At 28.1% G+C, this 14934-nt stretch carries 15 protein-coding genes; 9 read left to right on the forward strand and 6 right to left on the reverse strand.

Features of this window, described 5'->3' with window-relative positions; all coding sequences use genetic code 11:
- The first annotated feature begins 62 nt into the window (after window positions 1-62).
- The 4 genes from tgt to IQC44_RS02270 all read left to right on the forward strand — a co-directional run bounded on the left by tgt (window position 63) and on the right by IQC44_RS02270 (window position 3135).
- Complete coding sequence (gene tgt, locus IQC44_RS02255) at window positions 63-1184, forward strand: tRNA guanosine(34) transglycosylase Tgt (RefSeq protein WP_198304582.1); 1122 nt, start codon at window positions 63-65, stop codon at window positions 1182-1184.
- Window positions 1185-1242: 58 nt separating this feature from the next.
- Window positions 1243-1533: an Asp-tRNA(Asn)/Glu-tRNA(Gln) amidotransferase subunit GatC gene (gene gatC / locus IQC44_RS02260; protein WP_198304714.1), complete on the forward strand. Its 291-nt coding sequence runs from the start codon at window positions 1243-1245 to the stop codon at window positions 1531-1533.
- 3 nt (window positions 1534-1536) lie between these two features.
- A complete protein-coding gene (locus IQC44_RS02265) occupies window positions 1537-1878 on the forward strand; it encodes an arsenate reductase family protein (RefSeq protein WP_198304583.1) in 342 nt (113 codons plus the stop codon).
- Window positions 1879-1950: 72 nt separating this feature from the next.
- On the forward strand, window positions 1951-3135 hold the full coding sequence (locus tag IQC44_RS02270; RefSeq protein ID WP_198304584.1) for an ATP-binding protein: 1185 nt from the start codon (window positions 1951-1953) through the stop codon (window positions 3133-3135).
- Between the two features lie 46 nt (window positions 3136-3181).
- Here the strand turns inward: IQC44_RS02270 and cysS are convergent, their stop codons facing one another.
- Window positions 3182-4585, reverse strand: a complete 1404-nt coding sequence (gene cysS / locus IQC44_RS02275) for a cysteine--tRNA ligase (RefSeq protein ID WP_198304585.1) — start codon at window positions 4583-4585, stop codon at window positions 3182-3184.
- A 1-nt stretch (window position 4586) separates the two neighbouring features.
- Window positions 4587-5765 carry a transcription termination factor NusA gene (gene nusA / locus IQC44_RS02280; RefSeq protein WP_198304586.1) on the reverse strand — a complete coding sequence of 393 codons (1179 nt, stop codon included), beginning with the start codon at window positions 5763-5765 and terminating at the stop codon, window positions 4587-4589.
- 151 nt (window positions 5766-5916) lie between these two features.
- On the opposite strand from nusA, the gene IQC44_RS02285 reads away from it, so the two are divergent.
- From IQC44_RS02285 to IQC44_RS02305, 5 genes are all read left to right on the forward strand, one after another.
- On the forward strand, window positions 5917-6159 hold the full coding sequence (locus IQC44_RS02285) for an HP0268 family nuclease (protein WP_198304587.1): 243 nt from the start codon (window positions 5917-5919) through the stop codon (window positions 6157-6159).
- A gap of 21 nt (window positions 6160-6180) precedes the next feature.
- A complete protein-coding gene (gene miaB, locus IQC44_RS02290) occupies window positions 6181-7488 on the forward strand; it encodes a tRNA (N6-isopentenyl adenosine(37)-C2)-methylthiotransferase MiaB (RefSeq protein ID WP_198304588.1) in 1308 nt (435 codons plus the stop codon).
- Between the two features lie 65 nt (window positions 7489-7553).
- Complete coding sequence (locus IQC44_RS02295) at window positions 7554-8099, forward strand: lysophospholipid acyltransferase family protein (protein WP_228286230.1); 546 nt, start codon at window positions 7554-7556, stop codon at window positions 8097-8099.
- 5 nt (window positions 8100-8104) lie between these two features.
- Complete coding sequence (locus tag IQC44_RS02300; RefSeq protein ID WP_198304590.1) at window positions 8105-9679, forward strand: hypothetical protein; 1575 nt, start codon at window positions 8105-8107, stop codon at window positions 9677-9679.
- A gap of 68 nt (window positions 9680-9747) precedes the next feature.
- Window positions 9748-10149, forward strand: coding sequence for a YidB family protein (locus IQC44_RS02305; RefSeq protein WP_198304591.1), 402 nt, complete (start codon window positions 9748-9750; stop codon window positions 10147-10149).
- 37 nt (window positions 10150-10186) lie between these two features.
- On the opposite strand, the gene ribD is transcribed toward IQC44_RS02305, so the two are convergent.
- The 4 genes from ribD to infB are packed head-to-tail and all read right to left on the reverse strand — an operon-like array spanning window position 10187 to window position 14633.
- On the reverse strand, window positions 10187-11197 hold the full coding sequence (gene ribD / locus IQC44_RS02310) for a bifunctional diaminohydroxyphosphoribosylaminopyrimidine deaminase/5-amino-6-(5-phosphoribosylamino)uracil reductase RibD (protein WP_198304592.1): 1011 nt from the start codon (window positions 11195-11197) through the stop codon (window positions 10187-10189).
- A 9-nt stretch (window positions 11198-11206) separates the two neighbouring features.
- Window positions 11207-11635: a ribosome maturation factor RimP gene (gene rimP / locus IQC44_RS02315; protein WP_198304593.1), complete on the reverse strand. Its 429-nt coding sequence runs from the start codon at window positions 11633-11635 to the stop codon at window positions 11207-11209.
- Window positions 11632-11994, reverse strand: a complete 363-nt coding sequence (gene rbfA / locus IQC44_RS02320) for a 30S ribosome-binding factor RbfA (RefSeq protein ID WP_198304594.1) — start codon at window positions 11992-11994, stop codon at window positions 11632-11634. The genes rimP and rbfA overlap by 4 nt, the downstream gene beginning before the upstream one ends.
- Complete coding sequence (gene infB / locus IQC44_RS02325) at window positions 11994-14633, reverse strand: translation initiation factor IF-2 (RefSeq protein WP_198304595.1); 2640 nt, start codon at window positions 14631-14633, stop codon at window positions 11994-11996. Before infB ends, rbfA begins: the two co-directional genes overlap by 1 nt.
- Window positions 14634-14934 lie beyond the last annotated feature (301 nt).

Consider the following 14934-nt stretch of genomic DNA (forward strand, 5'->3'; position numbering starts at 1 on the left):
ATAAGATGATAACTTTAATACTCTTAGACTAAACTCTAAGTTCTCAAAGGTTTATAAAATTTATGAAATTTCAAATTGACAAAACTTCAAATGGTGCTAGAGCCTGTACTATAGAAACAGCTCATAGTACTATTTTAACTCCAGTTTTTATGCCAGTTGGTACTCAAGGAACTGTAAAAGCTCTTGATGCAAACGATATGTTAGAAATGGGTGCAAAAATTATTTTAGGAAATACTTATCATTTGTATTTAAGACCTACAAGTAAGCTAATTAAAAAATTTGGTGGACTTCACGGTTTTTCAAAATTTCCAAACTCTTTTTTAACTGATAGTGGAGGTTTTCAAGCATTTTCACTAAGTGATAATTCAAAACCAGATGAAAATGGAATAATGTTTAAATCACATATAGACGGAAGCAAACACTACTTCACACCACAAAGTGTTTTGGATACTCAATATGAACTAAATAGCGATATTATGATGATACTAGATGATTTAGTTGCTCTTCCAAACACAAATGAGAGAATAAAAAAATCAATAGAAAGAACAACAAAATGGGCAAAAGAAGCTATTGAGTATCATATGGAGCAAAAAGCAAAAGGAGTTGGAGTTCATCAAAATATTTTTGCAATTATTCAAGGGGGAACTAGCAAAGAGTTTAGAAAACTTAGTGCTACACAACTTTGTGCTTTGAGTGATTTTGATGGTTTTGCTATTGGTGGACTTAGTGTTGGAGAACCAAACCAAGATATGTATGACACAGTAGAGTGGACTACACAATTTATGCCAGAGAATAAACCAAGATACTTAATGGGAGTAGGAACACCTGAAGATTTGATAGAAAATATCGAAAGAGGTGTTGATATGTTTGATTGTGTTATGCCAACAAGAAATGCAAGAAATGGTACACTTTTTACTAGTTTTGGAAGATTAAATATCAAAAAAGCGGAATTTAAAGAAGATATAAAACCAATAGACGAGAGTTGTGGATGTTACACTTGTAAAAATTTCACAAGAGCATATTTAAATCACCTTTTAAGAGCTGGAGAAATAACATATTTTAGGTTAGCATCTTTACACAATATTTATTATTATTTGGATTTGATGAGAGAAGCTAGAAGTGCAATTTTAAATGATAATTGGGTTGAATTTAAAAAAGAGTTTTATGCTAAAAGAGGCAAATAAATCTTTTTTTTGATAAAATAAAAGTTTGAAAAATTATAAAGGTACAGAAATGAGTGAAATTATTGTAGATGATAAATTAATAGCAAAATTAGAAAAGCTTTCAAGTTTAAAAGTAAGAGAAGAAAATAAAGAAAAAATCAAAAGTGACATTTCTCAAATGTTGGAATTTGTAAATAACTTAAATGAAGTTGATGTTTCAAATGTAGAAGCGATTTCAAGCACTATTGGTGGTGGAACTCCTTTTAGAGAAGATATTGCAGTTTCAAGCAAAGAGATTTCAGATGATATTTTAAAAAATGCTCCAAAAAGTGAAGATAACTACTTTGTAGTTCCAAAGATTATAGAGTAAGCTATGATAAAAGTTTATGGTATAAAAACTTGCGGAAGTGTAAGAAATGCTTTGAAATTTTTCAAAGACCAAAATACTGAAGTTGAGTTTGTAGATTTCAAAACTTACACTCCAAATAAAGAACAATTAGAAGATTGGACAAAAAAAGTTGATATAAATATACTTTTTAATAGCAAAGGTACAAAATACAAAACTCTTGGATTAAAAGAGTTAAACTTAGATGAAAATGGAAAAAAAGAGTGGTTAATAAAAGAGCCAATGCTTTATAAAAGACCTGTTATTGAATATGGTAACAAAGTGATTGTTGCTTGGGATGAAGAAGAGTATAAGAAGATTTTTTTATAGATTTTCTTTCTATTTTTCAATCTATTGAAAAAAATGTGATATAATCTTTTCAATAGATTGAAAAGGAATATTATGAATTTAGATAAACTATTTGAGTTATCAAATCTTTTTTTCTCACTTCCCACACCAAAACACAAAAGATATTTATTTGAAAAGATAGATAAAAACTCCAAACATATTGCAATTTTAGGTCAAAGAGGAGTAGGAAAAACTACTCTTTTAAGACAAATTGCAAATGAATACAACTATTTACAAACTCAAATTTTATATATAAGTGCTGATAGTGTTGCAGATTCCCTTTTTGAACTTGCAAAAGAGTTTAGTCTTTTTGGTGGAAAATTATTAATAATTGATGAAATTCACAAAGCTAGTAATTTTGCACAAGAAATAAAAATGATTTATGATTTTTTAGATATAAAACTTATATTTTCTGGTTCATCTGCTTTAGAGATTGAAAATAGTAAAGTAGATTTAAGTAGAAGAGTGCTTTTCTATAGATTAAATTCTTTGTCTTTTAGAGAGTTTTTGGCTATAAAATTTGATTTTGATTTTAAGCCTTTAAGTCTTGAAGAGCTACTTAATAATCACCAAAATATAGCTATGGAGCTTAAAAAATCTTTTAATCCTTTGGAATATTTCAAACTTTATAAAGAGTTTGGTTCTTATCCATTTTTTACAGAAGGTGAAATGGCTTATAATTTAAGATTAAATGAGATTTTAAATATTATCCTTGATAGTGAAGTTGCAACTATTTACAATGTAGAAAGTGAAAAAATAAATACAATAAGAAAACTTTTGCACCTACTTTGTAGTAGTGTTCCTATGGAGTTAAATATCCAAAATTTAGCTAACAATGCACAAATTAGTAGAAATACTATGTATTCATACTTTTATTATCTTCAAAAAGCAGATTTAATAGAGATAATTGGTGGAGATTTTTCAAATAAAAAATTGTTAAATAAACCAGATAAAATATATCTTGAGAATATAAATCTATACAATATTCTATGTTCAAACAAAAATAGTGGAAATCAAAGAGAGAGTTTTTTTGTATCTCAAGTGAAAATTTATAACAATTTAAAATATGCAAAAATGGGTGATTTTGTAGTAAATGATAAATATATCTTTGAAATTGGTGGAAAAAACAAAGATTTTTCTCAAATCAAAGATTTAGAAAATAGCTTTTTGGCTCTTGATGATATTGAAATTGGGTTTAAAAATAAAATCCCACTTTGGTTATTTGGGTTTTTGTATTGATTTTTGAGTTGTCAAGTAAAACTTGACAACAATCTAAAAATAAAAACTATCTATACTCCCAAACAACTCCCGAAGCCGTATCCATAATTGAAATATCCATAGAGTTTAACTCATCTCTGATACTATCTGCTTTTGCAAAATCTTTATCTTTTTTTGCTTCATTTCTTTGTGAAATTAAGTTTTCAATTTTCTCTTTAGTTTTCTCATCTATTCCAAATTGAAAATAAGAGTAAGCATCGCTTCCACCAAAACCTAAAATATTTTCTATAAACTCAAGATTTGAAACTATCTCTTGTTTTAAGTTTTTATCTTTTGGATTTTTATCTAAATTCTCATTTGAATTATTTATAAATTCATCGATAATTGAAAGAGCTAAAGATGTGTTTAAATCATCATTTAAAGCTTCTAAAATATCACTTTTAAACTTCTCATCTACTTTTGAACCAGATATTCCATAAACTCTTTTTTTAACTCTATAAAGTTTATCAAGTCGTTTTTTACTAGCGATTAAATCTTCTTCATTGAAATTGATATTTGCTCTATATGAAGTGCTTAAAAGATAAAATCTTACAACTTCTCCACTATACGATTTTAAAACATCTTTTAGGAAAAATGAGTTACCCAAAGATTTACTCATTTTTTCACCATTTATATTGACAAAACCATTGTGTAGCCAATATTTTGCAAGATTTTGTCCACTTGCACATCTTGTTTGACTAGCTTCATTTTCGTGGTGTGGAAAAAGTAAGTCTGCACCTCCACAATGAATATCAATTTGATAAGACTCATCTTTGTAGGCTAAATGTTTATCAATCATAGCACTACACTCAATATGCCATCCAGGGCGACCTTTACCAAAATTTGAAGCAAAACTTACATCATCTGCTTTTTCAAATTTCCATAGAGCAAAATCTGAGCTATTTCTTTTTTCTTTGTTTATTTCAACTCTTGCAAGTGAGTTTTCATCACTAGCTTGATGCGATAAAGAGCCATAAAACTTATCTTTTGAAACATCAAAATATACACTATCAAGAGTTTTATATGCTATATCTTTTGAAAGTAAATTTTCAATCATCTCTTTCATAGCTTCAAGATTAGCTGTTGCTTTTGGCTCAAAAGAGTTTGGTAAAATATTTAAAGAGTTCATATCATTTTTATAGGCATTTATATAAAAACTTGTAATCTCTTCAAGAGATTTTCCACTCTCATTCATCTTTTTGATAATCTTATCATCAATATCTGTAAAATTTTTTGCCATAAAAACTTCATAGCCATTTGCTTTTAAAACTCTATGAAGCAGATCAAAAGCAATAGCACTTCTTGCATGTCCTAAATGTGAATTATCATAAACAGTTGGTCCACAAACATAGATTTTTACAATATCTTTTTTTAAAGATATAAACTCTACTTTTGATTTTTTTGATGAGTCGTAAAAATATATCTTTTTCATACTATTTAAATAGTGCCTCTAGGCTTGATGTATCAGTTGTTTTCTCTTCATTTTCACTTGTTGTTTGAGTTGAAGAATTAATACTTGTAGTTGATGCAACTTCAACTAGCTCAATATCATATTTTGTAAGCATTGAAGCTAATCTAATATTTAAACCATCTTTTCCTATAGCTTTTGATTTTTGATCACTATTTATTGTAACAATAGCTTTACCTTTTTCACCATTTTTTGGCTCAAGTTCTATTTTTACACTATTTACAAGTGCAGGACTTAAAGCTCTTGCTACAAACATTTCAGGAACAGTTGAATACTCAACACAATCTATACTCTCTTTACTTAATTGTGAAGAAACAGCATTTATTCTAACACCTTTTACTCCAACAATTGCTCCTATTGGATCTATTTGTTCACTTGTTGTGCTTAAAGCAATTTTAGACCTAGTTCCTGGAATTCTAGCACTTGCTTCGATTGTTATTTTTCCATCTTTAAGTTCAGGAACTTCTAAAGCTAAAAGACTCTCTAAGAATTTTGGACTTGTTCTTGAAAGTTCAACTATAAGTCCTAAATTTTTATCAATATTTACACCTCTTACAACTGCTTTTAAAGTATCTCCTACTTTAAATTTTTCACCTTTTATTCTATTTTTTCTTAATAAAACACCTTTAATCTCACCAATTTCAATAAAAGTACTCTCATTTTTATCGACTCTTGAAACAACTCCAATTACAGTTTTTCCAATTTTTTCTTTATATTTTGAAAGAATATTTTCTTCTACAAATCTTTGAAGTCTATATTCAAAATTGCTTGAAAGAATTGTTGCTGCATTTCTTCCCATATTTTCAAACTCTAATTCATAACTTAGAAAATCTCCAATTTCTAAATCTGAATTTATATCTTTTGCAGCTTCAATACTAATATAGTTTTCACTATTTATATTATTTCCTTCTTCATCTTTTGCATCACCAAAAAGTCTTCTATCTTCATCCGCAATTACTTCTATTTTTTGAAGAAGCACTAATTTTTTATTTGTTCTATCAATTTTTGCATCAAAAACCAAAGTATGATCTACCATTTTTTGAGCTGTTTTGATTAGAGCTTCTTTTAAAGCATTTTCAACATCATCAATTTTTAAACCTTTTTCATATGCTATAGAATCTAAAATATCTATTATTTTATCCATGATTATCCTTAGTTTTTTTGACATTGAAATGTAAAATTATGATTTTCAATGTGAGTGTAGATAGGGATTTTATCTAAATTAGCCTTTTATAGAAATTAAAGTAATTTTTAACTAAAATATATGACTAATTATCAAAAAAAAGGTTTAATAAATGGAATTATTATTTGCAAGAAAAGAGTTAAATGAAAAGCCAAAAAAGGCTCAATTAGAAAAAATTAAAGAAGAGTTAGCAAAAGATAAACAAAAAATCTTCTATTTCGATAGAGATAACTCTCATAAAGATATGATGGCTTTAGTTGATGCTTTAGAAAAAGATGGTTTTAATGTATATTTTAGAGAGATAAAATATGGTTTAGCTGATGATGAGTATATGTATGAGGTTCATGCACTTTAATATTCAAGTGTTATAAAGTTTATGAGTAAAAAATTATTTATACAAACATTAGGGTGTCAAATGAATGACACTGATAGTAAGCATATTCAAGCAGAGCTAGAAAAACACAAAGGTTATACAGCTACACAAAATATTGAAGATGCTGATTTGATTATTATTAATACTTGTTCTGTAAGAGAAAAGCCAGTTCAAAAGCTTTTTTCAGAAATAGGACAATTTAATAAAAAGAAAAAAGAGGGTGCAAAAATTGGAGTTTGTGGATGTACAGCTTCACATTTAGGAAAAGATATTATAAAAAGAGCTCCTTATGTAGATTTCGTTTTAGGTGCTAGAAATATCTCTAAAATAAAAGATGTAGTTGATGTTAAAGGCTCTGTTGAAGTATCTATTTCAAATGATGACTCACAATATGAGTTTGCTATTGCAAAAAATAATAGTTTTAGAACAAGTGTAAATATATCTGTTGGTTGTGACAAAGAGTGTACATATTGTATAGTTCCAAGTACTAGAGGAGATGAAATATCAATTCCACCAGAAATGATAGTTTCTCAAATACAAAAAGCTGTTGATAATGGTGCTGTTGAAGTTGCACTTTTGGGACAAAATGTAAACTCTTATGGGAAAAGATTTAGCGATAAAAGAGAAAAATATAGCTTTACAAAACTTTTGCAAGATGTTTCAAAAATAGAAGGTTTAAAAAGAATAAGATTTACTTCTCCGCACCCACTTCATATGGATGATGAGTTTATTGAAGAGTTTGCAAGAAACCCAAAAATCTCAAAATGTATTCATATGCCACTTCAAAGTGGATCAACTTCTATTTTAAAAGCTATGAAAAGAGGATATACAAAAGAGTGGTTTTTAAATAGAGCTTCAAAAATGAGAGATTTAATTCCAGATTTAAGAATTACAACTGATATTATTGTTGCTTTTCCTGGGGAAACACACGAAGATTTTTTAGATACTTTAGATGTTGTAAATCAAGTTAAATTTGATCAAATTTTCAACTTTAAATATTCACCAAGACCTGGAACAAAAGCTCTTGAATTAAAAGAGCAAGAGATTGCTGATGAGATTGGAAGTGCAAGACTTGAAGAGTTGATTGAACTTCATAAGAGATATTTAGAAAAAAGTATGCCAGATATGCTTGGAAAAACTGTAAATGTATTAGTTGAGAGTTTAAAACCAAATGGTGAAGTAAGTGGATATACGGATAACTATTTTCTTGTATTTACAAAAGGAAGTGATGAGTTACTTGGAAAATTTGTAGATGTAAAAATAACTGAAGTTACAAGAACTTCTTTAAAAGGTGAAGTGGTAAATATCTAATGTGGAAAAAATTCAAAAGAAATTTTGCACCATATTTATTATATTTTGTTGTAAAATTTATATATATGACAAATAAAAAAGTTTATCATCATCCAAAAGATGACAAAGAGTCATTTATTGTTTGTATGTGGCACGGAGATTTATTAGGACAAATATTTAACTATCAAGCTTTTAGAAAAACTGGAACAGTAAAAGCTATGATTAGCGAAAATAGAGATGGAGAGACAATTACAAAATTAGCTTCTATGTTTAAGATTTGGGCAATTAGGGGTTCTAGTTCTAAAGGTGGAGCAAAAGTATTAATAAATGCTCTAAAAGAGTTAAAAGCTGGAAATGATATAGCAATTACACCTGATGGTCCAAGAGGTCCTAGATATAGTGTAGCAGATGGTGTTGTAGTAATTTCACAAAAAAGTGGAAGAAAAATTAGATGTTTTAATTCTATCCCAACAAAATATTGGCAATTTAAATCATGGGATAAGTTTGTACTTCCAAAGCCTTTTGGAAGAATAGATTTTTATATAGGTGAAGCCTTTAGTGTGCAAAATATGGAACTAGATGAGGCAAAAACTTTGATAAAAGAGAAGATGTTAGTTCACTCAATAAAGTAGGAAAAATGTTTAAAAAAGAGTCTTTATATATAAATGTTTTAAAAGATGATGCTCAAGTAAAATTAGAGTATAGAAAATTTAGTAATAATCTAATTTTAGAGACAAATAACTCAAATTTCTTGTGCAAAGATGATATTTTACCTACAGATATTGCTCAAAAATTAAATAGCTCTCAAGAAGAGATAGATTTTACATATATTTCAACTTTGTTATTGAGTGATACAACTTCTTTAGTTCCAAAAGAGCTATCTAGTAAGATAAAAGATTGTGAAATAGCAAAATTCAATATGGAATATGATATTGCAGTTTTAAAAACAACACTTTTTGAAACAAAAAACTTTTTTGTAAAAACAGGAATAGATTTCATATATTCAGCTTTTCATATAATGAATTTGTATATTGAAAAAAATATTTGTAGAAACGAATTTTTAGCTTTAATTTATAATGATAAAGCATATATTTTAATTTTAAATAGTGCAGGAATTATTGTAGATAATAAAATTTTAGATTTACCAACTTACCAATCTGTAAAAAGTACACACTTTTATGATGATGATTTAGAGGCTCAAAAGCTATTTAATGAAATATACTATTTTGAGTTAAATACAATAATTCAAAATAGTTTAGGCGAATTTTACTCTAAGCACTCAAATACTTTTGTTGAAAAAGTAACTCTTTTATATAGTCAAAAGCAACTTGATAATAGTGATATTGAGAAGTTATCTACTGAACTTTTTTTAAAAGTAGATTATCTTCCTATTAGTATCGATGAAGAGATTTTTGAGTTAGCAAAAGATAATAGAAATCAAAAAAGTTTTGTACTTCCTAGAAAAAAAAGAGTTAAAAGAGATTTTAAATATCTATATTTTGTGATATTTTTGGCTGTTATTTTTGCTGGTCTTTATAAATTTTATACACTTTTAGATTTTGAAATGCTAAAAGAGAGATTTTCACCAAAACAAGAGGAGTTTATAGCAACAAATAGCTCTTTAAGACTTCCTGATCATGTAAATTTCAATGATAGAATTGAAAAAGAGATAAGAGCAATTTTTAATACAATAGCAGATGGAATCTCTATTGATAGTTTAAAATTAAATAAAAACAGCCTTGAAATGGAACTATTCTCAAAAGATGAAGAAAATCTTGCATTAATGCGACCTTTATTAATTTCAATATTTGAAAATAGTAAAGTTGAGAGCCTTGAGAAAGGGAAAAAACAAGACTTTAAAGCTTTAGTTGTAGCAAAAGATTTTAAAGATTTTAATACAAGTTATAAAAATTTTGATAAAGAGTATTTAATAGATGAACAGATGTCAAATGAGAGAGTTTTGGAGCAACTTAAGATATTTTTACCTGAAAATGCTCTTATAAGATATATTGGAGAAAATAAGAAAGAGTATTTAAAATATAGCTATATTATAAATATTTTAGTAAAAGAGCCAAAAGATTTCTTTACTTTAATCGATAATTTAAATAATGAACTTTACTCAATAAATGTAAATTACCCTATCAATATGGTTAAAAAAGGGAATATAATTGAAATTGAGTTTAATTTAGATTTTAATCAAGAATTAAATTGAAAATAAATTATTAAATAATATTAATTCTATTTATGTTATAGTTTAAGAATTTTAAAAAGGAGATTTGAATGGGTTTATTAGATGGAATAGCAGGACAAGTTTTAGGAAAAGTATTAAACAACACATCAGGTGATGGATTAGGTTCAATTGTAAATATGGTTCATACTTTAATAGATAATAGCGGTGGATTATCAGGACTGCTTCAAAAACTTCAAAGTGCAGGACTAAGTGAACAAGTTGCTTCTTGGCTTGGAAATGGTACAAATCTTCCTATAAATGCAAATCAACTAATTTCAGCTTTAGGTGAAAATACATTTTCAAATTTAGCTAGTAAATTTGGTGTGAATGAAAGCGAAGTAAGTTCAGGAATTGCTAGTATGCTTCCAAAAGTTGTAGATATGCTTACAAATGATGGAAAAGTGGAAGAAAGCTCTTTTTCTTTAGATAAATTGGTATCTTTATTAAAATAGTAAAAGCTTGAAGTTAATCTTCAAGTTTTTCAATTTTTTATCTCTTAACTCTTTTTAGAAAAACTATTTTTTCATCTCCTAAAAAGTTTTCATGCAATATTTCAAAATCAATATCTAAACTATTTAAAGCATTTATTCCAGCTCTAATTTTTGGAGATACTATTAGTATAAAGAAATCAATTTTATCTTTTAATATATCAAGAAGATTATAAACACCTTCAACCATTACAAATTTATAATCAAGAACTTTAAATAAATCATCACTAATAATAACTTTTCTATTTGGAATTGAAAATAGAGGTATATTTTGACTGAATACCTTACTTTTACTGTAGATAAAAATATCAGGTTCTTTTCCTTTTACATATCTAGTATCAAGTATTGGCTTATCTGTTCTTACAGTATTTCCACCAATAAGCAATAAATCTATCTTATCTCTTAGCATATGTACATAAAGTTTAGCTCTATGAGATGAGATTGCTCCATCAATTGAACCATTTAAAGTTTGTGCCATTTTAAAAAATATACAAGTTTTATTTTGCCAAGATTTGAAAGGAAAAAGAAGATTATCACAATCTTTTTCTAAAACTTTTGTTGTAACTTCTATATTTGTATTTTTTAAAGTTTCTATTCCACCACTTGCAATTTTATTTGTATCAATTGAGCCAATAATTACTCTTTTAGGTTTTAAAATTGATAGAAGATTTGCACAAGATGGAGTTTTACCTATATGATTACAAGGCTCTAAAGTCGTATATATTTCACAATCTTCAAAAAATCCATTGTGATTTTTTATCAAATAATCATGTATCTCAGAACTGCTATTTTTAATTTTTAAAACAGAATTTGGTTCAGAAGTCAAAAATGCAGTTTTTAAAGCATTTATCTCTGCATGAGGAAGACCTGCTTCTTTATGTGCTTCAATAGCTAGTAGTTTCCCAGCTTTTACAATCACACATCCAACAGCAGGATTTGGATAGCTTAGGAGTTGATATTTCCAAGCCTCATCAATGGCTAATTTCATATAGAAATTATCATCAATTTTCATTTTTATTTTTTACCACTCAAAATAAGTTGCAGCACTTAGAATATTGTCATAAGCAATATCTTCTTCTCCAAACTCAGTTTTTATAATTATTTTTTCATCATCTGCAAGAATTAACTCACCTTTGTAAGTTTCTGTTGCATAATTTTTTACTTTTACAAGCTCACCAATACTTGCTATAAAATGCTCTTTTTTCTTTAATTTTCTCTCAATTCCAGGAGAGCTAACCTCAAGATTATAAACTCCACCCATTGGTTCTTCAATATCTAAAAGTGGTGAAATAAGTCTTGAAACTTCAGCACATTTATCAAGGTTTACCCCATCTTTTGAAGTTACAACTACTCTAAAAATATTTCTTTCATGCTCTTTTGTTGTAACAATATCATAAAGATTTAAACCACTATTTTCAACTATTAGTTTAATTTGTTCTTCTAAATTCATTCTTCTTCGCTCTTTTTGTCTTTTTTAATTTTTGCAAATAAATCTTCTATATGTTTTGATTTTTCTAGGCTAGTATCTACTTCAAATTTAAAATTTGGACATTTATACCAACCTGTACTTGCTAGAACATCACTTTTTATTCTTCCATTTGCTTTAATTAAGGCTTGTATTACACCTTTTATCTCATTCTTATCAAAATCACTTCCGTCAAAGTAAACTATGGCATCATATTTTCCATTTTTACAGTTTACTCCTGTAATTGGTAAAGAGTTAATTCTATTATCAGCCAACTGTGATAATGCTTGAGGAATTAACTCCATAAGTAGAGATTCTGTTCTTTGTAAATTGATACTTTTCATTAGTCGTCTATTGATACTTTTTCTTCAATTTGAATAAATGTTTCAATAAAATCTCCAACTTTTATATCATTGAATTTTTCAAACATAATTCCACACTCATAACCATTTGCAACCTCTTTAACATCATCTTTAAATCGTTTTAATGATGATATTTTTCCTGTATAAGTTACAACTCCATCTCTAATAATTCTTGCATGTCCACCTCTGATTACTTTTCCATCAGTTACTAAACATCCAGCAACAGTTCCTACTTTTGGAACAACAAAAGTATCTCTTACTTCTGCCTGACCTGTATTTTCTTCTCTTATTACTGCACTCATCATACCTGAAAGTGCATCTTTAACATCATCAAGTAAATCATAGATAATTGAATAAGTATTAATCTCAACACCATCAGCTTTTGCTTTTGCTTTAACAACACCAGTTGGTCTTACATTAAATCCTAAAATAATACAACCTTCACTAGCACTTGCAAGAACTATATCACTTTCAGTAATTCCACCAACAGCCGCATGAATAACTTTTACTTTTACTTCATCATTTGCAATTTTTTCTAATGAACCTTTAATAGCTTCTAATGAACCACCAACATCAGCTTTGATAATAACTGGAAGTTGTTTGATTTTTCCTTCAGCAATAAGTCCACTCATCTCTTCAAGAGAAACTTTTGTAGATTTTGATAACTCTTTAGCACGAGCATGTTCAGCTCTTGTATTTGCAATTTCTCTTACTTCTTTTTCACTATCCATAGCAATTAAGCTAGAACCTGTTGTTGGAACTTCATTAAGACCTAAAACAGTTCCTGTTTCACTTAATCCTAACTCTTTTACAATTTCACCCATATCATTTGTAATAGCTTTTACTCTTCCAAATGTTGTATCACAAACTATATTATCACCAACTCTTAAAGTTCCATTTTGAACGATAATATTTGCAACTGGACCTCTTCCTTTTTCCAAACTTGCTTCAATTACAGTTGCTTTTGCTTTTGCAGTAGGATCAGCTTTTAACTCTAGTAATTCCGCTTGAATTAAGATATTTTCAAGTAAATCTTCAATTCCATCTCCAGTTCTTGCTGATACTCCAATAAATTCAATATCTCCACCCCAATCAACAGGAGTTAGATTTTTTTCAGCCATTTGAGCTTTTACCATATCGGGATTTGCTGATTCTTTATCCATTTTATTCATAGCTACAATAATTGGGCAACCACTAGCTTTTGCATGAGAGATTACCTCTTCAGTTTGAGCTTTTACTCCATCATCAGCCGCAACAACAATGATAATAATATCTGTAACATTTGCTCCTCTTGTTCTCATAGCAGAAAAAGCTTCGTGACCTGGAGTATCCACAAATGTGATTTTTTGATTATTTTTTACAATCGTATAAGAGTTTATATGTTGAGTAATTCCACCAGCTTCACCACTTGCAACTTTTGAGCTTCTAATTCTATCTAAAAGAGAAGTTTTACCATGATCAACATGTCCCATAATTGTAACAACAGGAGGTCTTGTTACAAATGAGCTTGTATCAACTTCTTCATCATAACTCTCTTCATAGTTTACCTCTTCAAGAGCATCTTTTACAGTTACTTCAATTCCAAACTCATCGCCTAGAATTTCTAACTCATCTTGTTTTAAAAAGTCATTTTTTGTAACTAACATACCCAAGCTAAATAGAACTTTTATAACTTCAGCAGGAGATTTTCCACAAGCCTCTGCAAATTCATAAACTCTAATATCTTCAGGAATAGTAACTGAAGATATTTCAGCTTTTTCTTGAACTCTAACAACTCTTTTCTTTCTTTTTCCTCTTTGAAGACCAGTTGGAACATTTCCAAAAGCGGCTGGTTTTGAACTTCTTGAGTGATTTGTAGTATTTACAGGTTTTGGTTCATCAAAAATTTTGAAGTTATCTTGTAAATCCATATCAAGAAGAACAACTTCATCTCCTAATAAAGAGTCATCACTACTTCTAAAATCATCATCACCTTTTACAACTTCGATTTTTTTACCATGTTCTTGAGCTTTTACAGGATTTTTCTTTTTCTCTTTTTTTACTTTTGGAGCAAAAATTTCACTAGCTGGTTTGTGTTTTACTGGTTCAGAATTAGAGTCATCTGGTCCAAAAATATCACTTAAAGATTTTGTAGGTTTTTTTTCTTGATTATTTTCAAAATTATTTGAGACAACACTCTCTTCTTTAGGTGTTTTCTTTTTAATAATAACTAAACCTTTTCTTTTAGGAACAATTTTATTTTGTTCTTCATTTATTTCTAGGTTGTTATCTTTCGTATTTGAAATAGGAGCTTTTTGTATAGGTTTTGAAATTGCAACTTTTTTAACTTCAGGTTTTTTTACTTCAACATCAATAGCTTCTTTTTTAGCAACAGGTTTTTCAATCTCTTTTTCAACTTCTTGTGGTTTTTCCACTTTTTTTGGTTTTGCAGGAACACTCTCTTTTATTCTCTTACTTTTTCCTGTAAGAATATAGTTTGTAATCTCTTCTGCATCCTCGTATGAAACTGCTGTTTGTGCTGATTTTAAATCTATTCCTAAATCTTTTGCCTTAGTAATTACATCTTGGCTACTAGCACCTGCTTCTTCTGCAATTTCATAAACTCTTACTGTATCTGACATCTGTTAGAATCTCCTTAAGTTGTATAACGTATTTATCGTTATTTTTACACTCTCTACAGAGTGCTTTTTCATATTTTTTATAAGTTTTTTCATTTGTATTCTCGTTTAGTGTGGAAAGACATGAGTTACAAATATAAAAGCTTCTTCCAAAATTATCATAAATTGACAACTTTTTCTCGAAGCATTTTAATCTAAGTAGTACTTTTTGTTCATATTTTCCTCTACAAAAAATACAAGTTCTTAGGATTATTTTTAAACTAGGCAAACATTATACCTAAATTTTTCTTAATAGCAAAGCTTT

It is taken from the genome of Arcobacter vandammei (assembly GCF_016106035.1).
GTDB lineage: Bacteria > Campylobacterota > Campylobacteria > Campylobacterales > Arcobacteraceae > Aliarcobacter > Aliarcobacter vandammei.